This is a genomic window from Moorena sp. SIO3E8 (assembly GCF_010692445.1).
Lineage (GTDB): Bacteria > Cyanobacteriota > Cyanobacteriia > Cyanobacteriales > Coleofasciculaceae > Moorena > Moorena bouillonii.
On sequence record NZ_JAAHHM010000060.1, the window covers coordinates 1 to 21,778 of the forward strand.

The 21,778-nt window shown below is 44.1% G+C and carries 23 protein-coding genes; 13 read left to right on the forward strand and 10 right to left on the reverse strand.

The window, feature by feature from the left end:
• Window positions 1-146 precede the first annotated feature (146 nt).
• Complete coding sequence (locus F6K46_RS22620; RefSeq protein ID WP_293059442.1) at window positions 147-404, forward strand: transposase; 258 nt, start codon at window positions 147-149, stop codon at window positions 402-404.
• A gap of 38 nt (window positions 405-442) precedes the next feature.
• Here F6K46_RS22620 and F6K46_RS22625 read toward each other — a convergent pair whose 3' ends face one another.
• The gene (locus F6K46_RS22625; protein WP_293059440.1) at window positions 443-1,660 is read right to left on the reverse strand and encodes a serine/threonine-protein kinase; all 1,218 of its coding nucleotides are present in this window, start codon (window positions 1,658-1,660) and stop codon (window positions 443-445) included.
• Between the two features lie 753 nt (window positions 1,661-2,413).
• On the opposite strand from F6K46_RS22625, the gene F6K46_RS22630 reads away from it, so the two are divergent.
• Window positions 2,414-2,548, forward strand: coding sequence for a hypothetical protein (locus F6K46_RS22630; RefSeq protein WP_293059438.1), 135 nt, complete (start codon window positions 2,414-2,416; stop codon window positions 2,546-2,548).
• Here F6K46_RS22630 and F6K46_RS22635 read toward each other — a convergent pair.
• Window positions 2,545-4,470, reverse strand: coding sequence for a cation:proton antiporter (locus tag F6K46_RS22635; RefSeq protein ID WP_293059435.1), 1,926 nt, complete (start codon window positions 4,468-4,470; stop codon window positions 2,545-2,547). The genes F6K46_RS22630 and F6K46_RS22635 overlap by 4 nt on opposite strands.
• A 323-nt stretch (window positions 4,471-4,793) precedes the next feature.
• Window positions 4,794-4,958, reverse strand: coding sequence for a hypothetical protein (locus F6K46_RS22640; protein WP_293040370.1), 165 nt, complete (start codon window positions 4,956-4,958; stop codon window positions 4,794-4,796).
• A gap of 558 nt (window positions 4,959-5,516) precedes the next feature.
• Here F6K46_RS22640 and F6K46_RS22645 point away from each other — a divergent pair.
• Complete coding sequence (locus F6K46_RS22645; protein WP_293059432.1) at window positions 5,517-6,860, forward strand: glycosyltransferase family 39 protein; 1,344 nt, start codon at window positions 5,517-5,519, stop codon at window positions 6,858-6,860.
• 473 nt (window positions 6,861-7,333) lie between these two features.
• On the opposite strand, the gene F6K46_RS22650 is transcribed toward F6K46_RS22645, so the two are convergent.
• Window positions 7,334-7,747, reverse strand: coding sequence for an AbrB family transcriptional regulator (locus tag F6K46_RS22650; RefSeq protein WP_075905110.1), 414 nt, complete (start codon window positions 7,745-7,747; stop codon window positions 7,334-7,336).
• 647 nt (window positions 7,748-8,394) lie between these two features.
• Here F6K46_RS22650 and F6K46_RS22655 point away from each other — a divergent pair.
• The 4 genes from F6K46_RS22655 to F6K46_RS22670 all read left to right on the forward strand — a co-directional run bounded on the left by F6K46_RS22655 (window position 8,395) and on the right by F6K46_RS22670 (window position 11,381).
• Window positions 8,395-8,838 carry an Rrf2 family transcriptional regulator gene (locus tag F6K46_RS22655; RefSeq protein WP_070392486.1) on the forward strand — a complete coding sequence of 148 codons (444 nt, stop codon included), beginning with the start codon at window positions 8,395-8,397 and terminating at the stop codon, window positions 8,836-8,838.
• Window positions 8,839-8,854: 16 nt separating this feature from the next.
• The gene (locus F6K46_RS22660) at window positions 8,855-9,244 is read left to right on the forward strand and encodes a GFA family protein (protein WP_070392487.1); all 390 of its coding nucleotides are present in this window, start codon (window positions 8,855-8,857) and stop codon (window positions 9,242-9,244) included.
• A complete protein-coding gene (gene cbiB / locus F6K46_RS22665) occupies window positions 9,244-10,281 on the forward strand; it encodes an adenosylcobinamide-phosphate synthase CbiB (RefSeq protein ID WP_293059422.1) in 1,038 nt (345 codons plus the stop codon). The genes F6K46_RS22660 and cbiB overlap by 1 nt, the downstream gene beginning before the upstream one ends.
• A gap of 257 nt (window positions 10,282-10,538) precedes the next feature.
• Window positions 10,539-11,381 (forward strand): hypothetical protein, encoded by an 843-nt coding sequence (locus F6K46_RS22670; RefSeq protein WP_293059420.1) that lies wholly within the window; start codon window positions 10,539-10,541, stop codon window positions 11,379-11,381.
• Window positions 11,382-11,458: 77 nt separating this feature from the next.
• On the opposite strand, the gene F6K46_RS22675 is transcribed toward F6K46_RS22670, so the two are convergent.
• The 3 genes from F6K46_RS22675 to F6K46_RS22685 form a co-directional block, all read right to left on the reverse strand.
• Complete coding sequence (locus tag F6K46_RS22675; protein WP_293059418.1) at window positions 11,459-12,208, reverse strand: DUF2927 domain-containing protein; 750 nt, start codon at window positions 12,206-12,208, stop codon at window positions 11,459-11,461.
• A gap of 67 nt (window positions 12,209-12,275) precedes the next feature.
• Window positions 12,276-12,506, reverse strand: coding sequence for a hypothetical protein (locus F6K46_RS22680; RefSeq protein ID WP_149030925.1), 231 nt, complete (start codon window positions 12,504-12,506; stop codon window positions 12,276-12,278).
• Window positions 12,507-13,542: 1,036 nt separating this feature from the next.
• Complete coding sequence (locus F6K46_RS22685; RefSeq protein WP_198954246.1) at window positions 13,543-13,683, reverse strand: hypothetical protein; 141 nt, start codon at window positions 13,681-13,683, stop codon at window positions 13,543-13,545.
• A gap of 299 nt (window positions 13,684-13,982) precedes the next feature.
• On the opposite strand from F6K46_RS22685, the gene F6K46_RS22690 reads away from it, so the two are divergent.
• The 6 genes from F6K46_RS22690 (at window position 13,983) to F6K46_RS22715 (ending at window position 19,433) form a co-directional block, all read left to right on the forward strand.
• A complete protein-coding gene (locus tag F6K46_RS22690; RefSeq protein ID WP_075905120.1) occupies window positions 13,983-15,302 on the forward strand; it encodes a peptidoglycan-binding protein in 1,320 nt (439 codons plus the stop codon).
• Between the two features lie 102 nt (window positions 15,303-15,404).
• Window positions 15,405-15,950 carry a bifunctional pyr operon transcriptional regulator/uracil phosphoribosyltransferase PyrR gene (gene pyrR, locus F6K46_RS22695; RefSeq protein ID WP_008184410.1) on the forward strand — a complete coding sequence of 182 codons (546 nt, stop codon included), beginning with the start codon at window positions 15,405-15,407 and terminating at the stop codon, window positions 15,948-15,950.
• Window positions 15,951-15,985: 35 nt separating this feature from the next.
• Entirely contained in the window at window positions 15,986-17,014 is a 1,029-nt protein-coding gene (gene fni / locus F6K46_RS22700) for a type 2 isopentenyl-diphosphate Delta-isomerase (RefSeq protein WP_075905122.1), read from the forward strand.
• Complete coding sequence (locus F6K46_RS22705) at window positions 17,014-17,142, forward strand: AraC family transcriptional regulator (protein ID WP_143727905.1); 129 nt, start codon at window positions 17,014-17,016, stop codon at window positions 17,140-17,142. Before fni ends, F6K46_RS22705 begins: the two co-directional genes overlap by 1 nt.
• Window positions 17,143-17,279: 137 nt before the next feature.
• Window positions 17,280-19,097 carry a signal peptide peptidase SppA gene (sppA, locus tag F6K46_RS22710; RefSeq protein ID WP_293059410.1) on the forward strand — a complete coding sequence of 606 codons (1,818 nt, stop codon included), beginning with the start codon at window positions 17,280-17,282 and terminating at the stop codon, window positions 19,095-19,097.
• A 126-nt stretch (window positions 19,098-19,223) separates the two neighbouring features.
• Window positions 19,224-19,433: a hypothetical protein gene (locus tag F6K46_RS22715; protein ID WP_293059407.1), complete on the forward strand. Its 210-nt coding sequence runs from the start codon at window positions 19,224-19,226 to the stop codon at window positions 19,431-19,433.
• On the opposite strand, the gene F6K46_RS22720 is transcribed toward F6K46_RS22715, so the two are convergent.
• The 3 genes from F6K46_RS22720 to F6K46_RS22730 all read right to left on the reverse strand — a co-directional run bounded on the left by F6K46_RS22720 (window position 19,339) and on the right by F6K46_RS22730 (window position 21,753).
• Entirely contained in the window at window positions 19,339-20,007 is a 669-nt protein-coding gene (locus tag F6K46_RS22720; protein WP_293059404.1) for a GDYXXLXY domain-containing protein, read from the reverse strand. The genes F6K46_RS22715 and F6K46_RS22720 overlap by 95 nt on opposite strands.
• Before the next feature lie 222 nt (window positions 20,008-20,229).
• Window positions 20,230-20,388: a hypothetical protein gene (locus F6K46_RS22725; RefSeq protein ID WP_293059401.1), complete on the reverse strand. Its 159-nt coding sequence runs from the start codon at window positions 20,386-20,388 to the stop codon at window positions 20,230-20,232.
• Between the two features lie 3 nt (window positions 20,389-20,391).
• A complete protein-coding gene (locus tag F6K46_RS22730; RefSeq protein WP_293059398.1) occupies window positions 20,392-21,753 on the reverse strand; it encodes a DUF2157 domain-containing protein in 1,362 nt (453 codons plus the stop codon).
• Between the last annotated feature and the right edge of the window lie 25 nt (window positions 21,754-21,778).

Genomic DNA, 21,778 nt, shown 5'->3' on the forward strand with positions numbered 1-21,778 from the left:
AGTCAGAGTTGAGAACTAGTTCCTTTTTTTGAGAAGACATCATGCCCTCAGCTGGTTCACTGTTACCGTGCTCATTGCATCCTCAAGGGATGGGGGTTAGGCATAGCCTAGTTGTGAAGAGTGTAATAGGATGAGCTGAGCATCGAGTGGGTCAGCGGTTCATCCTTCTGTTTCACCATTATCCGCAGCTGCTCAAGCATTTCTACCGCGCTGCACTAGTAAATAACCTCAAAACTGTTTCCTCTCGACTAATGCGGAAAGAGTATGCAGCTCATCTAAAACGTTTTTACTGGTCAGAAAAACCGATGTTCTGGGGTGGCAGCTATGCTTTGATTTCAGTAGGAACACAAGCTCCATTACAAAAGCTGATTGCATATGTCCAGAATCAGGAAAAGCCAGAATAAGGATGCTGCGCTTTGTTTATTGGTTTCGCTAACCCCACCTAAATCAAAGATTCTAGGTGGGGACTGCGCTCAACATTTTGTTCAACAATGTAGTCAATGGCTGACTGGAATGCCGGATCGTCCTTGGACTTTTCCCCTACACCACGGGAATCTACAATTTCTAAGCTCCGTCCATTGCGCTCGCATGGGTAAGATTCAGGGTCTAGGGTTTCCGGTTTATCAACCCTAACCTTAGCAACCTGCTTTCCCATCATGGCATTGACCAGAGATGATTTACCCGCTCCTGTTCTACCGTAGAGGGCAATTTTAGGAATCCGGCTCTGCTTTGCCCACTTGGGAATTTTGCTTCTAAGAATCGGCTCTGCAATCAATCTTGCTGGTTGACCCAGTACTGACAGAATTGAGAGAATGGAAGACTCGATATCAATTATTTCTAGGCGCTGTAGAATATCTTGGGCATTCTTAGGTCTCCGCTCTGGTGAGGGAGCCATTAGATCATTAATTAAATCTGCCAGTGGGTCAGATATTTGGGTCGCGCTGTCTGGCCAATTGTGCCAATTGTTATCAAGTTTGCCTGTCAGTAAATAGACAAAGCTACGCCCTAGGGCAAAAAAATCAGACCTATACTCGACTCTACCTTCAAATTGTTCCGGCGGCGCGTAAGCTGGTGACCCAATTTTCGTAACATTGCCTTGTTGATGCTTTTCAACAAAGGTATCCGTCACCTCCCTAACTGCACCAAAGTCAATCAAAGCTAACTGACCATTAGGTCTGAGCATGATGTTAGCAGGTTTAATATCCCGGTGAAACCAGTTCTGCTCATGCACTAGAGCTAAGATTTCTGCCAGTTGTTTCAACCATGCGATCGCTTGCTCTTGTGTGATGGGTTGATAGCCATTCTTTTTTAGCCACTTCTCTAAATCCAACCCCTCAATTTTTTCCATCACTAAGCAGTGCAAATCCTGATTCCCACCTTCTTGCCTGAGAATAAAGTAGCCATCTGGATCGACTTTAGGAATTCCTGGATGATTTAGCTTTTTGAGTACCTCCGCTTCCCGTTTAAATAACTCTATAGCCTTGGGACTTTCGTCGTGCAGAACTTTTAATACTTTTCGCTTACCTTGGTCATCTACTTCCCAAGTTTTCCCAAAGCCTCCTTCACCCAATAATTCTACAACTTTATAGCGATTATCTTTACTCAGAAGCTGATTTAGCTGCTCTTGTTGCTTTTCCCGATAATTATTGTTTTGGATCATTTGATAATTTTATATCTCGTTATCTGTGATAGTTACTATGGGATTAAATATATTTATTGAGAGTATAATCTTGCATTTATTAAGCTCAAAAACAATGACTAATACTCTTATATAAAACCCCTGATTTTAATATAATATTGAGTTTATAAATTCAGATATAGGCTCTGGTTATTAAAGCTGAATTAGTTTTGCACTTACACAAGCAAATCAGGAAATTAGCATCTGCTTTCTGCTGTTTTTACCTCCGAGCCATGGTTTTATATGGCTGATTCTCTCCTAAGAAAGTTGAATCTACGTCATAAGTATGATCAACGCTATATACTACCCAAGATAGATGTAAATTATATATAGCTTGATATATGTTCTGATTTTCTTAATTTAAGTAGTCGGAAAAAATTAAAGTGAACGGTTAACAGAAGGAGACTTGGGGTCCCGGAGAAGGGCTGAGGGGCTGTTTGGGTCACTTGTTTCCGCACCTGCTCAGGGGGTGACAATAAGAGTGAAAAGTAGATAGGATAAGGATTTGAGCAAACGAACCCAAAAAAGAATAGAGTTGTCTAGTGGACAACCCTAAAATAGAAATGCTTCCTGAATTTTACCAAAAAGTCTTCAAAATTAACCTTAATGAAAGTCAATGTCAAACTGTGCAATTGCTGATCATGCTATTGCACAGTTGCCGAAATGTAAGGATTTCACCTGATTGGATAACCTGATAACAGGTTTTGTGAATTTTATTGGGTTAGAAACCAAATAATGCCATTAAAGGATAATGGCATTATTCGGTTTCTAGGTGCAACAGGTATCCGTGTAGGAATTGTGATAATTTTTGATGCCATATTGCCTACTCCCTGTTCCTATGATCCGTTGTTCCCTTTGCTATACATCTAATTCACACTTTCATCTACTGTTGAATTCGATGCCCCTGTAGCAATTGGCAATTCCTCGACTTTGGGTAGCTTTTCGAGGGCCAGACGAGAGGAAGAAGTCCCACCGGATAAACGCTTCAGAAGTTTTGGTCTAGGGTCATGGAGCAAGTAAATAATATTATCCCCCGGTTGCCAATCTTCATTACCACTGGCCACTTGAAAACTCTTTTCCCTCTGAAGTAGCAAAGGTACCAGTTCTCCAGAGCGAATTAAAGCTTGTAGATGAGCTCGCTGAAAACCAAATCCAGCTTCCTTGAGAGTGGTTTTGCCCAACTTGATTTGCCCATCATTAATGTACTGGATCCAAGTTTTGATCGGTAGTTGTGCCATGAAGGCCTGATTAACCTTGGTTTTATTGTTGTTGCTATTGACTTGGGGGTCACGAGGAAACACTGCTAAGACTCGCGGTGGATTAAACTCCTCTGCTGCTCGTTGAGCCAATACCAAGTTAATCTCACCATTCTTGGTCATTGCTAGGAACGTTCCCACCGATTCGATGCCAGCTTCTTCTAGAACATCCACATCCAAACCACTGCTTTGGAAAACCCGCAGATTTTCGTCCCTTGCTTTTTGGCATGCTTCTGGGTCTGTATCAATCAGCACAACAGACTCTCCTCGTTCTTGAAACAAACGAGCAATCAGACGGCTCATCGGATTACAACCGATAATTACAGCACCAGTTGCCTCCTCCTCTGGGTTAAGTTTTAGCCATTTGGCGACCCAACGAGCGGTCAAACCTTGTAAAACTACCGTCAACATAATGGTGAGGAATACCAAGGCTTTAATCGAGTCACCACCATTAAACCCCCGTTCCGTTAGGAGAATGGCAAACAAGGAAGCCACAGAAGCACTGACAATTCCCTTAGGACCAATCCAGGACACAAATAATTTTTGCCGCCAATTGAGATCACTATTCCAAGTACAAACCACCACACTGATGGGGCGCACCACCAACATCAACACCAAGACGGTAAAGATACTGCCCCAGCCTAGGGCAAACACACTGGCGATGGATAGGTCAGCGGAGAGGAGTACGAATAACATGGAAACCCCAAGGACAGTTAATTGTCCCTTGAAGCGTCGCAACAAGCGCTCTTCAGGCAGGTCAGAGGCTCCCATCACTACTCCAGCCACTACCGTTGCCATCAAACCGGATTCAGAGCGAACCATCTGAGCCAAGCCAAACAAACCCCACATGCCAGCCAGTACGACTAAGTTTTTGAGTTCTTCTGAGATGAAGCGTGCTTGCTTGAGAAGAAACCCCATTAACCAGCCCCCTAAGCCCCCAATAACAGCACCGATGCTCAAACGAAGACCTAGACCGACAAATGCTGCATTTGCACCAGCATCACTATTTAAAATTGTATCCAGGACAACCACTGCCAAAATTGCCCCGACTGGATCAATGAGAACCCCTTCCCCTTCTAGGAGGGTTTCTACACGTCGATCCACTTTCACCTGTTTTAGCAGAGGGCTAATCACCGTTGGTCCGGTGACCACCACTAGAGAGGCATAGAGAAAAGCAATCGGCCAAGGAAACTCCCCTAGCCAGTGAGCCGCCATACCACCTCCTAACAGGGTAATCAGTGTTCCTATGGTAACTAGATTTCTCAGACTACCAGACACTTTGCCCAGATCCCGCAGATCTAGGTTAAGCCCTCCTTCAAACAGAATAACTGCCACTGAGAGGGCAACAATTACCTCTAGACCAACCCCTAGCTTCTGTGGGTGCAAAAGACCGAAGCCATCTGGTCCGAGTAGAGTGCCAAACATCAGCAAAAAGACAATGCTGGGAATTTTTAAATACTCACCCATTACCTGGGCACTGATCCCAGCGAAGATGGCGATAACCATCTGTAGGGTTAGTTCAAATGAGCTTTCCATATGCGTAAGTGTCGCAAGTGATCAACTTAGGTAGAAATTCCTCATTATTCTGTGTTCAACTCCATGGGCTGGCTTGGTCAACAAGTGATCGGTTAGCAGTGAATCTGAACTTGAGGTAAGTTCTAGAACATTGCTCGTAGCAGTCGATGGTCAATGACAGAGCTATAGGTCACAGTAATAAAACCGTCTATAGCCTATCTTAAGCATGCCCTTTGTGTCCTGGTAGTGTATCACTTTCATAGGACTTATTACATAAGTAGGCAACTTCAGAACTTCGGAACAGTGAACAGGTAAGGATTCTGGAGAAGATTTTTTAACTTTGCTTACACTCGATTCGAAAAACTCAAGTTTGAATTACTCAAGACTATAAGCAAAGCTGTTTGCTGTTGTGCCTTACTTAAACCATTGCTGAGCAACAGTTCCTCCCGGAGATAAGACCCACGCCACTGTAAATAGTCATGGGGAGGTTTGAGAGTGTCTGTTACCATGTCATGCTCCTACTTGTCTAATTAGTTTTGTTTATATTGTGTTTATCTTGTGTATAATTGTCAGACTTTGCCATTGGTCAGCAATCTAATCATTAATTCGACCCATAGCTCACACTACTCATAAGTCATACTCATAGGTCAAAGGTTTTTCTACGTTGATTGGTAATTTCAAAAAAAGTTAAGTTTTAATTTATGCTGGATAGTTTAGCACCGTCACTTCAACAACGGACATTCTATCACTGACGGTAAACAGCTTCAACAGAATTGCCTGTTCACGCTCGCGCGAGACGATTAGTTAGAGACGATTAGTTTTCCGACATAATTGAAAGGTTAAAGGTAAAAAGTATACTGCTGTGGTTAAGAACACCAGACAACGGGGTTAGTAGATTAGATAAGATGGCTAGCAGCATTGGGATAATCCCCCAAGTAGAACCGAAAAATTGGATGATGGCTCGTGGTCTGGTGGGGAACGGTAAAATTAGCTTCGTTCATGGTTTTTTGTTAAACTTCTAGCTTTAATTATGAATTATTGGTAAAGGTAAAGGTAAAGGTAAATTTATGGATCATAAAACGTTTACTTGGGGTGGCTCGGGAAACCGCATACGTAGAACTCAACGCTGGATTGAGAGATTGTCGCTGTTAGGGTTACTCCTGGCAGCACTATTGTTGTTTAGCATTAATTTGGGCAGTGGCTCGTTGGAAGAGGTAGAGCAAAGCATAAGTCATCTTGCTACTCAACTACTTTCAGCAAAGGGGGAATTTGGGCAGTGGCTTTACCCAACTCTCGAAGGTGAAACCCTAATTGAACACCCCCCCCTACTAGCCTGGCTGATTGCCGTGGCTTATCAGTTTGGTGGTGTCAACGAGTGGACTACGCGCTTACCTAGTGCCATCCTCAGTGTTCTGTCGGTACTGCTAGTCTATGGTCTTGCTACAGAAATCTTCCCCTGCCGTCAGAAGGCTATTTTCTCTAGCTTGATTTACCTAACGTTCTTACCAATAGCCCATTATGGGCGTATGGCAATCCTGGATGGAGCTAATCTGTGCTTTGTGGTGTTGATGATGTGGTGTGTGTTGCGATCGCGTCGGGACTCACGCTGGTCACTGCCAGCGGGCATCGGATTAGGCTTGATTTTCCTTACTAAGGGGATCGTGGTGGCATTGTTGATCACAGCAATCACTTTGTTGTTTCTAGCATGGGATACCCCCAGACTGCTGAGCTCTACTTATTGGTGGTTGGGATTGCTTTTAGGCTATAGTCCTGCTATTGCTTGGTACACTGTTCCATTGCTGGTACAGGATCAAAGAGCCGTTACTACAATTAAAGCCATTCTCTACCAGTCCCTACGCCCGATCTGGAAAGCAGAGGATGGGCAAAATCCTCTTCCTTGGTATTACCTGGGGGAAATTTTAAAATTTTCCGCACCTTGGTTACTGTTCTTTTACTACTGGTTACAGCAGGCTTGGCAGAATCGCCATTGGGGCTGGGCTAAATTAGTACTGGTATGGGCTGGCGGTTACTTGATCGCCATTTCCTTTTTTGTCACTAAATTGCCTGAGTATGTGTTGCCAGTTTACCCAGCATTAGCCCTTGCTGGTGGAGCCCAACTCACAGAGATTTGGCATTGGCCTTCCGGCAAATCTTATCCCCGTTTTTGGAGTATTGGTTTGAGTCTGCTAGGTGTTGCTACCATTAGTGTGATGCTTCACTTTGGAATTACAAAAGCTCCTGACCTCAGCTCCTGGCTGTTCTTCGCTTGTGTCCCTTTAACCATGGTTATAGCAGGGATGTTGGTTGCGCGACGGGATAGACAATTTATGGTAATTTTATTCTGGGGAACCTATATTTCACTACTGATTTTGATGTCTTCTGACCCTGAGATTTGGCAATTGCTGATCTAGTTCAACTTATTGCTTAATACTGGTCTGCTTGAGTAATGGAAATTGAAGCCAGCCAGAAGAATTGATGATGCCCCTGACTGGATGTTATTTATACAATATCCCAATTGAGTGATTAAAAGCTAGATTGGGAAGTTTCCATAAATGGGGATGGAAATTGATACACCGCTTTCTTAACAGACAGTGATCAAGTTGGCATGGAGCTATCAGCAGTCAGCTGACGCGCTACTTTCCGGCTTTGCAAACAGCTAATGTTTTGGGAGCCTGGGTTTATCAAGAGAGTAAGCTTATGGGCTCCTTTTCAAACCACGCTTACTGTTTAAAGCCTCGTGGATTGGTTCTCTTGAGGGCATCATCAATGGCTACTTGCAGAGCGTTTCAAGTAGCGCTAATGCTGATAACTGACGGCGGAATGCTGACATTTTGAGCGAAAGCACATTTACCGGTTAAGGCGTTCTAAGCCTTGTCTATTCGGCTCAGGATGCCTCAAGTGCTTCTTCTTCTGTTTCATCAAGTTGTTTAAGGTGAATGTGCTTGCGTCCCAGGGTGATTTCAAACTGGTCCCCTGGTTCTAAACCCATTTGTTTCGTGTAAGCCGAGCCAATCAGAAGATTGCCGTTAGACTGCACACTAATCCGATAGCTGGCACTGCGTCCGCCACGACCATTGCCATTGACTTTGCTGTCTAATTCAATCCCCTCCGCATCAATAAGGGCATTGAGGAACTTCATCATATTGACTCGCTCTACTCCGTTTTTTGTCACGGTGTAGTAGCCACAGGCTCTAGCTTTTTCTTCTTTGCTCAGGCCACCTAGGTTTTTGACTTTCTCCACCAATGCTTGGCCCTGCAGAGGAACGATCGGAGCAGCCATGTTTTTCTTTTTAGCCATCAACTTGAATCTAATACTAAGGACTTAAGTGGTATCCAGCCTTTCTACTGGACTGACTGTCAACTAAGATCACAAAATCTTAGTTTAATATCAGTATATGAGACTATCTTACACCGATAGTGTCAACTGTGTTCGTTAATAGTCAGTTTTTAACTACCGTTCAACTACAGCAATAGGTTGTGAATAGGTCGTGAACAACTCCGATCATCTGGGTCACAGGAAAATTGCCTAGGGTCACGGGAAAATTGCCTAAAAGAGTATGGGCTACTCTTGTAGGCAATTTCCCCACCAGCAACTTGTACTTTCCATCCCTGTCACAAGTCAATGGCTATCTCCATTGGGTGACACTATTTTATAGTTTCTTTGAGCTGTTGCATTCAGAAGGGCGGGCTATCAGCTATCAGCCATTGATAGTCTAAGATATAAGCTTCTGCCTTGAAGCCGATAGCTAAAAGCATACCGCTCAAAGTATAGTCTTCAGGATGAGAGGGTTCCTTGGTTCCCCCTGCTCTTGATGCTGATAGCTGAGTGCATTAAACGAGCGTGATCTTTAAACAGGTCATAAAATCGTTTCCGACTAAGCGTCTTTCAAAGAAATTGTCCCGTTAACTCCCACGTCCACTTTCCGATTGGATTGCTATTTTATTATGAAGCTCACCACTCGTGGACACTACAGTGTTAAGGCACTACTAGATCTGAGCCTAAGACCAGGGTATGGACCGACATCGGTTAGAGCGATCGCTAAACGGCAAGGTCTACCAGCTCCATATCTAGAAAAACTACTGATTGAGATGCGTCGTGCTGGCTTAGTCAAGTCAGTTCGTGGAGCTCAAGGAGGCTATCAATTAGCCCATGAACCCACAGAAATTTCCCTCGGCAAAATCCTAGAAGCAGTGGGTGAAACCATCGAACCACTACCCCACCATACCCCAGACGCTGGTCAAGCCGAAGACTGGGTTACATTTACACTTTGGCATCGTTTGCATCAAAAGCTTAAAGAAGCATTGTACACTATAACTCTTGCCGATCTTTATTATGATGCCCGTAGTTGGCAAGCGGCTATGGGAGAAGAAACCAGTTTCGTTGTTTGAATCAATTTTTCTTTTCATGAAAAAGAGTAACGAACCGATTACTTATGAGGGAGGCTGTCATTGTGGCGCTGTCCGCTTCCAGGTAATTGTAAACAAGCATCAGGCAATTGATTGCAATTGTTCGATGTGTAAAAAAAAGGGCATCTTACACCTGATTGTCTCCCCTGAGCAATTTAGCTTACTTAAGGGAGATCAAGTGTTGACTAGTTATACCTTCAACACTCACACGGCCAAGCACACATTCTGCCAAATCTGTGGGATTCATCCTTTCTATCGACCCCGCTCTCATCCCAATGGGATTTCTGTCAACCTACGTTGTCTTGACGGTGATGTTCTATCTCGATTTACCATTGTCCCTTTCGATGGGGCTAACTGGGAAGAGAATGTCGATAAAATTAGAAAGTAGTGCTTCAAATCCTGGGTAATAACCATACTAATGGTGTCATTTTGCTGCTGGCGGCTAGTCTAGATTATCTAATCGGTGATCCTTGGGGTTGGGTCCATCCAGTGCAGATTATGGGCTGGGTAATCTCTCAGTTCACTCAGCTAGCAATTCACTTCTGGCAGCAGCCTTGGCAACGACGCCTAGCAGGAATTGGGTTGGGTATTGGACTAATTATTGGGAGTGGAGTAGCTGGATGGTTTATTGTCTTCCTAGGAATCTGGCTCAATCCATTTTTGGGTATAGGCATAGGAACGATCTTGCTAGCCAGTTGTTTTGCTGGTCGCTCTCTTCGAGCAGCAGCAATGGATGTATTACAGCCTTTAACTGCCGGAGAATTAAAACTAGCCCGTTCTCGATTAAGTCAATATGTTGGTCGTGATACAGAAAATCTTTGTGAGTCAGAAATCCTACGAGCTGTCCTAGAAACGGTGGCGGAAAACACTACCGATGGGGTCACAGCCCCTCTGTTCTATGCCATTGTTGGAGCGTTAATTCCTGGGGTTGGTAGTGTTCCTCTGGCCTTAGCTTATAAAGCTGCCAGTACTTTAGATTCGATGGTCGGTTACCGCCGAGAACCTTACACGAATTTAGGTTGGTTTAGTGCTAAATTTGAAGATTTACTAACCTGGATCCCCTGTCGATTAACCGTATTGACCCTAGCCTTGATGTCTGGAAAACCTCAGCAGGTCTGGCGTCTGTGTCGCCGTGATGCTATTGCTGATCCGAGTCCTAACTCTGGCTGGAGTGAATCGGCTTTTGCTGCGATTTTGGAGGTTCAGCTGGGGGGGACTAATTTTTACAGTGGTGTTGTCAAGCAAAAACCCTTATTAGGGAAACCTACCTACGAGATCACACCAGGCAAAATTGACCAAGCCTTAGAGCTAACACGATATTGCTTTTTAATTTGGCTGGGGATAGGGTTGGTTTTTTGTCTAGTGCAATATGCGATTGGCCTTTGGCCACGCTTTGCGAACGCTTTACACAACGTTATCGTTTAATCAGGCAATTATTTTTTTTTGCTTAAATTTTACTCTATGGTAGAAAATTGTCTTATAACCTTTTGCCAGCAATCTATTTGGCATTGCTGAACAAAAGAATGACATCAAGTATAGTTGGGTCACTTACCGATTACCGATTACCGATTACCCTTGGGTCTTCCAGCTGACAGCAAAGCCATCTATTTTTCCTCAACTTTAGGGGAAATTCTGATCATAATTGCCTCAAAACTTAATAAAACTTAAAAAAGGAGATAAACGTGGAAGTACTTGCTTACACTCATTCCTATGAATCCTATGAAGAAGCAGTAGGGATTAATTCTGATCTAAGAGAACTCAACCTCAACTGGTTTAAAATTCCCAACACTGCTTGGCTCGGTTTACTAGGATGTGCGGTCTGGTTAGCGAGTCTGAGTGTAACGGCTCCAGTGTTTGCGGCTTTGGAATCAGGAATCAAAGTAAGCACTCCAAGTGGTGGTTGTTTGACTGCACGCAAAGGTCCAAGCGATACTTCCGCAGCTGTTGTCTGTGTTAGCAATGGAGCTGTACTCAAACCTGTGGTTGCGAAAAATGGGAATTGGCTGCAGCTGAGCAGTGGCAATTGGGTTTATGGTCCTTACACTACCTCTGGATACTTTAATGACAGTGGACAAGGGGGTGGCGGCAGTCCGACTTTGGAATCAGCAATCAAAGTCAAGACTCCAAATGGTGGCTGTTTGAAAGCACTCACTGGTCCTGGTACTGGTCAGGTTGTTGCCTGTGTCCGCAGTGGATCTGCACTCAAACCTGTGGTTGCTAAAAATGGGAATTGGCTGCAGCTGAGCAGTGGCAATTGGGTTTATGGTCCTTACACTACCTCTAAATTATTTGATGGAAGTAGTGAAGGTGGTGGAGGTAGTCCGACTTTGGAATCAGGAATCAAAGTCAAGACTCCAAATGGTGGGTGTTTGAAAGCACTCCCTGGTCCTGGTACTGGTCAGGCTGTTACCTGTGTTCCCAGTGGGTCTGTGCTCAAACCTGTGGTTGCTAGAAATGGGAATTGGCTACAACTGAACAGTGGCAATTGGGTCTATGGTCCTTACACCACCTCTAAATTCTTTTAATCTGAATCTTTATAGGACAGGACTTACCCAGTAACTCTACTTGTAAGGTGCGTTATTAACGCACCTTACAAGTAGAGTTACCTCTCAAAGCTGAGGCTATTCAGAACATTGATCACTTCTGCTTTAGTCATTCCGGGACGAATTTCTGGTCTATATAGCATTTCTATGACAGCTTGATCAATCTCCGCATATTCGGTCGTATCAGTCCAGCCTTGGAAAAATACACTATTTCTGTATTTATAGGAATCCCTCATCAGTCCTATAGATTGGGTGAGCTCTTCTCGGATTAGGTGAGACCGTGCCTTTTGGGTAATACTAGTTGTAGAAATCATAATTCTTGACTTATAAATAACTTGGTTATTCCACCAAGTCCGAACAAACCCAAAATTGACCGGTCGATAGTTAGGCTCATAGCGACGAAACTCGTATTCGGGAACAAAATAAATCTTTAAATTGGGATTATTATCATCAAAATTGATTTGAATTGCATCTTGGGTAATGCTATTTATTTCATCAATGACCGTTGACAAAGTCTGCCAATCTTCATGGGTTGGCAAGCCGATAACCTTAATCCTCACATTCCTGTCCCATTTTTTGATAGTAGGATTGGAGGAGCGGTATTCCGAGCCTAAGGCAATTTCCAAAAAATAATCAATTTGAGCTTGAGTATAGTTTTTGTTTTCAATTGATTGGAGAGTGGGTTGTGTGCTACTTAGCTCATAATTATTCCCATAAGTGGGTGTTTGATAAGTAGATGGAATCAAAAAACCTAAGAAACTCAGAATAACAGACTTGACGATTGGCAAACAAAAATTACGCATGGTCATCCGTAAAGAAAGTAGATGAATCTATAGAGTTAGGTTGATAAGCGAGGGGGTTTTGGCAGGGTGCATCTCACATTTGTAAATGTTCGTAGGGTGCGTGATAAGACGGGCGAGCCCTTATTTTATCGGTAGCAAGTGTTAGGACAATCCGTCCCGTAACGCACCACCCAAACGGCAAAAATGAGATGCACCCTTTTGGCACAGTGATGATTCGCGATCGCATCACTGTGGAGCGCCGATTACAAAAAAAAACCCCAGCAGTCAGCTGAGGAAAATTATCCAGGAGATTTACTTTGATCACATCCGTTATAACTCTTAAATCCGCCAGGAAATTGACTACATCCGGAAAGATTGATCATGGTTGGGCTCATTAAACCGAAGAAACTCAGAATATATGACTTGACGATGGGCAAACAAAAATTCCCCATGGTCATCCGTATCGAAAGTTGATGAATCTAGAGGTGCGACCCGTGACGAATTAAATTCTTAATGGTAAGAGCGCACCTAAGAGTGAGGTTGTTCACAGGGGGTTTTGGTACAGTGATGATCCGCGATCCCATTACTGTATGTAGAGCGCCGAGCACAATAAAAACCCCCAGCAGTCAGCTGGGGGCAATATCCAGGAGATTTATCTTTACTAAATCCGTTATAACTCTTAAATCCAGGCTGAAATTGACTACATCCGGAAAGATTGGTGATGGTTGGGCTCAAAAAACTGAAGAGACTCAGAAGATATGACTTGAGGATGGGCCAACAAAAATTAGGTCATCCCCTTTGGAATTAATCTAGAGAGTCAGGTTGCTCAGAGGCGGTTTTGGCACAGTTATGATCCGCGATCCCATTACTGTAGAGCGCCGATCACAATAAAAACCCCCAGCAGTCAGCTGGGGGTAATATCCAGGAGATTTACCTTTTTAGGGTAATTATCCAGGAGATTTACTTTGATCACATCCGTTATAACTCTTAAATCCAGCAAGAAATTGACTAGCTCCGGAAAGATTTCATGGTTGGGCTCAAAAAAACCAAGAGACTGAGAATATATGAATTGAGGATGGGCCAACAAAAATTAGGCATGGTCATCCCCTTTGGAATTAATCTAGAGAGTTGGGTTGCTCTATAGCAATAAGCGCGCGGGTATTTACAAATAATGGTGAGGGATAAATGGCTAAAAGCTTTGTAAAACTTGGATTTTATCTTCCGGTCTTGATGCAGTCGCTCACGCCTGCATCAAGACCAGGCTCAAAAATGTAGTTAACGATACTCTTAAGCCTCGAAAACTACTTCTTACCTATTCCCGATTCCCGATTCCCGATTCCCGATTCCCTATTACCTATTACCTATTCCCTGTTCAACACTTCTGAGGCGATCGCATCACTGTGCGACGCGATTACAATAAAAACCCCCAGCAGTAAGCTGGGGGCAATATCCAGGAGATTTACCTTTTTAGGGTAATTATCCAGGAGATTTACTTTGATCACATCCGTTATAACTCTTAAATCCAGCCTGAAATGGACTACATCCGGAAAGATTGCTAAAAGATTGCTCCTTCAAGATTGCTCATTATTGGGATCAAAGATATTACCTGGGAACTGGTGAAGGAGTGATCAGCTAAAGGGGTGATCAGGTAAAGGGATGATCGGATCAGCAGTTATGACCGATGAAGGTAACTGGGGATGACGTGGGCTTGCTGATCTCCATTAAGATAGTAGTGTTATGAACACAATACAAATATTGCTAGAGAACTGGCTATCATAAAAAAAAATTTGGTAGGAAAGCGATGGAAAGCTTAGTCTGCGTTAATCTTGCCGAGTCCTATGAAGACGCGGATAATTTTCCGTGGCAAGATGATAATGGTTTAATTCGATGGTTAGATGGGCTAAACACTCCCACTATTCCTAGTTCAGCTTGGATCAAGATTAGTGCGATCGCAATTGCCCTAACCATCCTCAGTACCGCTGCTAATGCCAGTGCTAAAGTACTTCAAAAAGGCAGCCGTGGAGCACAGGTGACTTCTCTTCAGAGAGAGTTGGCAGCGGCTGGCTTTTATAAAGGTCGGATTACTGGCAACTATGACATGTTAACCCAGTCTTATGTTGCTATCTTTCAGCAAAAGAAGGGACTACCAATAGATGGTGTGGCTGGACCAAAAACCCTAGCAGCGTTATATAAAACTGCTGGTACTGATATTCGTCTACCAACAAACACACAGCTCAAACGCGGTAGTAGAGGAACGGTAGTCAGCGATCTGCAAAAGAAGTTGACAACCTTAGGATTTTTTAATGGTCCGATCACTGGCTATTACGGGCGCATGACCCAAGCAGCGGTAATTAAATTTCAGCGAGCCAAGGGATTACGGGCGGATGGCGTTGCTGGACAAAACACCTTATTCGTAATCAATGGTGGTTCGATCAACAGCGCCACTCAGTTACGGCGAGGTAACAGAGGAACTGCTGTGACCAAACTGCAACAGCGCATGAGGGAGTTGAAAGTCTACAACGGTCCAGTAACGGGATTCTACGGTCGTTTAACTGAAGCAGGGGTCATAAAATTTCAGCGCTTGAGGGGACTACCAGTGACTGGTATTGCTGACTCTCGGACTTTGTCAGACTTAGCCAAAAATCCTAATGATAAGGATAAAGATAAGGATATTCTTACCAACGTGACTGAGTTGCGACCAGGCAGCAATGGCGAATCGGTTACAAAACTTCAAAATCGCCTCAAAGACTTGGGATTCTACAAAGGGCCAATAACGGGATACTATGGTAAATTAACTGAGACTGCAGTCAAAGATTATCAGCTTTCTCGGGAACTGCCAGCAAATGGCATTGCTGACTCTCGTACGTTATCAGCACTACGGGGCAATTCTGGTATTGCTGTTGCTGCTACCATCATTACTCCATTAAAACGAGGTAGTCGTGGCACAAGAGTGAATAGCCTTCAGAATCGCTTGATTTCCCTAGGCTACTATAAAGGATTAAAAGATGGCGTATTTGGACCAGACACAGAGGCAGCCCTGAAGCAATATCAACGGGACAAAGGCTTATTTCCCAATGGAATTGCTGATGCTAGAACCTTTTCATCTCTTGCTCCACGGTAATAGCTGAACGTCTGGTATAATCTCAAAACCTTGACAGCCCTGTCCCCGCCTAACTATAGGACTGTGGGCGGGGTATCCTGCTGAAATTTTTAATTAACCAGGATGCCTACTCAAACCATTGAAATCCTATCAGCTGAAGAACTGCGCCGTACAGTCAATCGTTTGGCATCTCAAGTGATCGAACAAGTGAGTGATTTGTCCAAACTAGCACTGGTGGGTATATATACCAGAGGTGTTCCTTTAGCTCAGTTGCTAGGACGTCAGATTGAAACCCTAGAGCAGGTTAGTGTGCCAGTGGGAGCGTTGGATATCACCTTTTATCGGGATGATCTTGATCGAATTGGTATCCGTACCCCGGCAAAAACAGATATTCCCTTCGATCTTGATCGTAAGATAGTGGTGTTGGTAGATGATGTCATTTATAGAGGACGTACCATTCGTGCTGCTCTAAACGCGGTGCTTGAGTATGGTAGACCCCAAACGATTAAATTATTAGTGCTAGTAGACCGAGGACATCGGGAACTGCCGATTAGTCCAGATTTTACCGGCAAGCTACTCCCCACATCCGCCGAAGAACAGGTAAAGGTTTATCTAAACGATAATGATGGTCGGGATGGAGTGGAATTAATTAAAGTAATTAGCGCCTGAATCGTGATCAGATTGCTCTTATTTTCCAAATTATTATGACCCAAACCCAACAGCGAAAGGCTGACCACATCAGGATTTGTCTGGATGAAGATGTTCAATTTCGTGCCAATACCAATGGACTGGAAAGGTACCGCTTCACTCACTGTTGCTTACCAGAACTAAACCGCAGTGAGATTGACATATCTACTACATTTCTGGGGAAATCCTTGGGAGCACCATTGTTGATTTCTTCTATGACTGGTGGTACTGAACAGGCAAAAACGATTAATTTTCGTCTGGCTGAGGTTGCCCAACATTACAAACTAGGCATGGGGGTTGGTTCTCAGCGAGTAGCTGTGGAAAAACCCGAGGTTGGTCATACCTTTGCGGTGCGCTCCCAAGCTCCAGATATTATCCTATTTGCCAACATCGGTGCGGTTCAGCTGAACTACAGTTATGGACTAGAAGAATGCCAAAAGGTGGTTGACCTGTTAACAGCAGATGCGCTGATTTTGCACATCAATCCCTTGCAGGAGTGCATTCAAGCTAACGGGGATACTAATTTCAAGGGGTTACTTGACAAAATTAATGGTTTATGCAGTAAGTTAACGGTACCAGTGATTGCTAAAGAAGTGGGTAATGGCATCTCAGCCGCTATGGCCCAGAGGTTGCTGGAGGCTGGTGTTACCGCTATTGATGTTGCTGGTGCCGGGGGCACGTCTTGGGCAAAGGTAGAAAGTGAGCGAGGATTAACCGCTCATCAGCGTCGGTTAGGACAGACCTTTGGTGACTGGGGTTTACCAACCGCTGAGTGCATTACCAGTATTCGAGCCATTGCCCCCGACATTCCCTTAATTGCATCTGGGGGATTGCGCAATGGTTTGGATGTGGCAAAAGCGATCGCATTAGGAGCCGATATTGCTGGTCTAGCATTACCATTCCTGCAAGCAGCAGCTGAGTCAGTAGATGCCGTTGATGCCTTAGTGCAACTGTTGATGGCAGAAATCACTACTGCTCTATTCTGCACCGGTAATGCTACGTTGTCTGATCTCAAGCAATCCAACACTTTGAAAAAGTTAGGATAGTGGTAATAGGGAATCGGGAATCGGGAATCGGGAATCGGGAATCGGGAATCGGGAATAGAGAATCGGGAATCGGGAATCGGGAATCGGGAATCGGGAATCGGGAATCGCCCTTAATCCTTAATCCTTAATCCTTAATCCTTAATCCTTGATGCTTAATCCTTAATCCTTAATCCTTAATCCTTAATCCTTTATGCTTAATCATTCATTCTTTATGCTTAATCCTTAATCCTTAATCCTTCATCCTTCATCCTTCATCCTTTACCAAATGCGTCAATTTCTCCAACAAACCTTTGCCAGCCTAGTAGGAAGTCTTGCCGGTTTAATTCTATTTTTTAGTTTAGCTACTAGTGGATTCCTGTTTCTACTGATTGCAGTAGCATCCAAAGATACAGGGCCACAGGTTCAAGATAAATCAGTGCTGGTGTTTGATTTATCGGTCAATATCACCGATACCAATCCTACCTCAAGCACTAGTGAAGTGATTGAAGAGGTGTTATCGGGTCAACAAACCAATATCATCCCTTTGCGCAAGGTGCTCGATACTCTGGATAAGGCAACTAAGGATAAACGCATTGTTGCCCTCTACCTGGATGGATCCGCATCTAAAACTGTTGGCAACACTGGGTTAGCAAATCTCAAGGAGGTAAGGGAGGCTCTGGAGCGTTTCCGAGCTGCTGGGAAAAAAATTATTGCCTATGACGTAGATTTGGGAGAACGGGAATACTATCTTAGCTCAGTTGCGGATACGATAATTCTTAACCCGATGGGAGTTGTGGAAATCAATGGCTTGAACTCTGCCCAACTTTTTCTGACCGGAGCTCTCCAGAAGTATGGTATTGGTGTTCAGGTAGTTCGAGTTGGCAAGTACAAGTCCGCAGTTGAACCGTTCTTGCTCAAACAGCTCAGTCCTGAAAGTCGGGAACAGACTCGAGAATTGTTAGATGATATTTGGGATGAATTTTTGACAGCAGTGGGGAAAAGTCGTGAGATTACTCCCAAGACCTTGCAAGCGATCGCTAATACTAAAGGGATGTTGATCGCATCAGAGGCCAAAACTCAAGGTTTGGTGGATCAAGTTGGATACTTCGATGAGGTGATTGCTACTCTCAAGGAGCTTACTGGAGAAAAGGAAAAGGATAAATCGTTCCGGAAAATTAAGCTGGCTACTTACGCTAGAGCGAAAAGTCCTTACTCTAAAAATCGCAAGTCTAAGCATAAAATTGCCGTAGTTTATGCTGAGGGTAGCATTGTTGACGGTCAGGGAAATCTTGAGCAAGTGGGCGGTGAACGCTTTGCTAAACAGCTGCGCGAGCTACGGCTGGATAAAGATATTAAAGCAGTAGTGCTCAGGGTTAATAGTCCTGGTGGCAGTGCTACAGCCTCTGAGATTATTCAACGGGAAGTGCGACTTATCCGTCAAGAAAAGCCAGTGATTGTGTCTATGGGCAATGTGGCAGCTTCTGGTGGCTACTGGATTTCTACCTATAGCGACCGAATTTTTGCTGAGCCAAATACTATCACTGGTTCTATTGGTGTCTTTGGTGTACTTTTTAATATCCAAGAATTAGCTAACAACAATGGTCTGACGTGGGACATTGTACAAACAGCTTCTTTAGCCGATATTCAAAGTACTGTCCGTCCCAAAACAGACCAAGAGTTGGCAATCTACCAAACCATGGTTAATCAGATTTATGACCAGTTCATTGACAAAGTAGCAGAGTCACGTAAATTGCCTAAGGGCAAGGTTAAAGACATTGCTCAGGGACGGGTTTGGTCAGGTATAGACGCCAAGGAGATAGGTTTAGTTGATGAGATTGGGGGTATTAATCATGCTATTGAGTATGCCGCTAAGCAAGCTAAGTTAAAGGATGATTGGAAAGTAGAAGAGTATCCAAAAATTCCTAGTTTCGAGGAAAGGATTCTGGAAACGCTGACTAATGATGTGAGGGTCACAAGCCGACAATTACCTGAGCCACTCACTACAGAATTGCTGAAGCTAAAAGATGATTTGGCAATTTTAACAACCTTGAATGACCCGAAGGGGATTTATTCTATTTTGCCGTTTAACTGGCGAGTTGATTAAGGGTTCCATAGCGCAGCCAAAAGGCCAAGGTTGTCTGTCATAATGCAGAATGTAGAATGCAGAATGTAGAATGTAGAATTCCCAATTCTACATTCTACATTCTTAATTCAAAAATGTTGTTCGCCTTTGGCGATTCGGTGTAGGGTAGGGTTAAATCTGAATTACACTATTTGCCCGATTCCCGATTCCCGATTCCCGATTCCCGATTCCCGATTCCCGATTCCCGATTCCCGATTCCCTCTTAAAACCGATACTTGCGAATCTGCTGTTGAGAATCCTTACTTACCAGTGCCCAGATTCCGATTGGTAAAGCATTCCCTTGAGCATCCACCTTAATTTCCATCACAATTGGTGGTGGTGATATCGGTAGGTTAGAGTTCTCTTGCCTAGCACTATTTAATTCTTCATTAATTTGTTCCCGTTGGTCTTCTGGCATATAGTAAGTTTCCAATCCGTACTCAATCGAACCATAGTTAGCAACACCTTTGATGGGAATCTGATTAGCTGGTAGTCGGGAAGGGAATTTGGCACTTAAGCCTACTGGTTTCCAGGCTCTTGGTAGTTTAGTTGAGTTGGATGAGTCTGGTGCTTCTAAAATTACGTAAAAACGGGTACCAGGCTTGATAAAGGTTACCTTGTTGCCATTAGGTTGTTCCTTGGGCAATTTTTTCCAGCCAGGAAGATTGCGTAAGTTGTCCTGATTAGAAATGTCGTATCTTAGAGTTTGGGAATAGCCTCGCAAAAGTTCATAAGGGTCTACTGGCGCTGTCTGAAGGATGACAGTTTTCCCAGTCAGTGTAGTGTAAATTGCCTGGGTGGGAACAGTAATAATTAGTGCGGTTTGAAATAAAAGAGGTACCCAGAATCGCCAGCTTGGTATAGGACGGGAATACTCAGAATTAATGCTCATAGGTCATAATTTATAATTCATAATTGTAAGCATTCAGCTATCAGCCCTTAGCGGTCAGCTTAAAACAAGCTATCCGGCTGACGAGGTCAACAGACTCAAAGCCAAAGACTATGAATTCTTGGCCGAAAGGCCAGGGAAGTTAGATTAAACGAATGGTTACCTCTTTCATTCAAAAGCTGTTCGCGTGTAAGCATTCAGCGGTCAGCCATCAGCGGTCAGCAGTCAGCCGTCAACCGTGAGCTTTTGGCTCACGCTACTTGAGGTGCTTATTTTATTCAAAAGTCTCATAGCGTGGCCATAGACTGATAGCTGATAGCTGATAGCTGATAGCTGATAGCTGATAGCTGATAGCTGAATGCTGACGGCTGAATGCTTATTCATAATTCATAATTCAGACTTCAGATAGCGCTCAAACCATAGTCCAGCACCAATAATACCTAGCCCACAGAGGAATAAGACTATGGATTTGACTAACAAAGCAGTATCGTACTCCAGCATCCGGGTCAAAATTTGCAGCGTCAGTAGCACCATGCCACCCCAAAATAAACCTCGTTTCCCCTCTGCTAGTCCGGCGCGGATTAAACCGATGTCGATTAGGAATAAAAGCAGATTGAAGATGAATACCGCTATGATGGGTAGAATACCAATACTGAGATGCCAATAGGGAACTAGGGCGCTGATCACAATCATAATAGCCACACCCTTAGTGATTGAGTCCACTCGACGCAACAGTCTGCTCCATGCCCAGATCGTTAAGCTACCTAAAATGAGACTATCAATCACCGCAGGTTCCAGGAGTATTGAGGTTACCTCAACTAGCGGTTTGACTGATGGTGAACTATCCCATAACACGTGGAAAGACAAAAAATAAAATGATAGGCTGAGGAAGGTGATCCCAAGGGTGCGGGCTGTGCTATTAAATTCCTGGAGGTTGGGCTGAATTCTTCCCAGGAAACCCCCGTATGACCATAACAAGGCTGGTGGTAGAGCGCATGCGATCGCAGCAATCCAACCGGGATAAGGCCATAGCTCGAAGTTGATCAAGTTCCATTCCAGGGCAGCAACTACTGCGATCGCACTTAAGCGAAACATCCATCGTGAACGACACCAGTAAGCCAAGGGAATAAACAGTAAACCCGCAAACACTGGCATATGTTGTATGATTAGCCTTAGCCAAGACAACTCTGTGATTGCCAAAAATTCTGGCTGGGAGATTCCTCGCACATACCCTAACCCAATCAAGACCATTGCCAGCATTCCTAATAGGGTCAAGCGTAGGCTATAAGCCATGGCTAAGACTCCTAATCCCCAAATCAGGTATAACTGATAGAGTGGTCCACTTTGGTGGAACATTTGGGACATCAGTGCTATATTGGCTCCTAAAGTCAGGGCTCCTAAAACTAATAAACCCTGTCCCAAACGGCAATGCCTACCTTGGGTTGGGTCTCGCCATAGATAGAAGCCAGCAATGTTGATCCCGAAGAAGACACTCAGAAGCAAGGTCACTTTCAACCACCGAGACCAGGCTTGCCAGTTGGCTGCCACAAAGGTGATCATGCCCAAGCCTAAGAGAAGACTGCCTAGTACCAGCAAAATTACGACGAATCGATTACGGGCCGCTACTTCCAGGTCACTAAATTGATAGCGTTCCGCTAATTGAGCGTATAGGCCAGCATCAATCAACCCTTCTGTTTGCCATTGTTGTGCTTCTTGACGTAACTGGTGACGAAATTTATCGGAAGGCATCACAACCTATTTTTTAGAGCTTAAG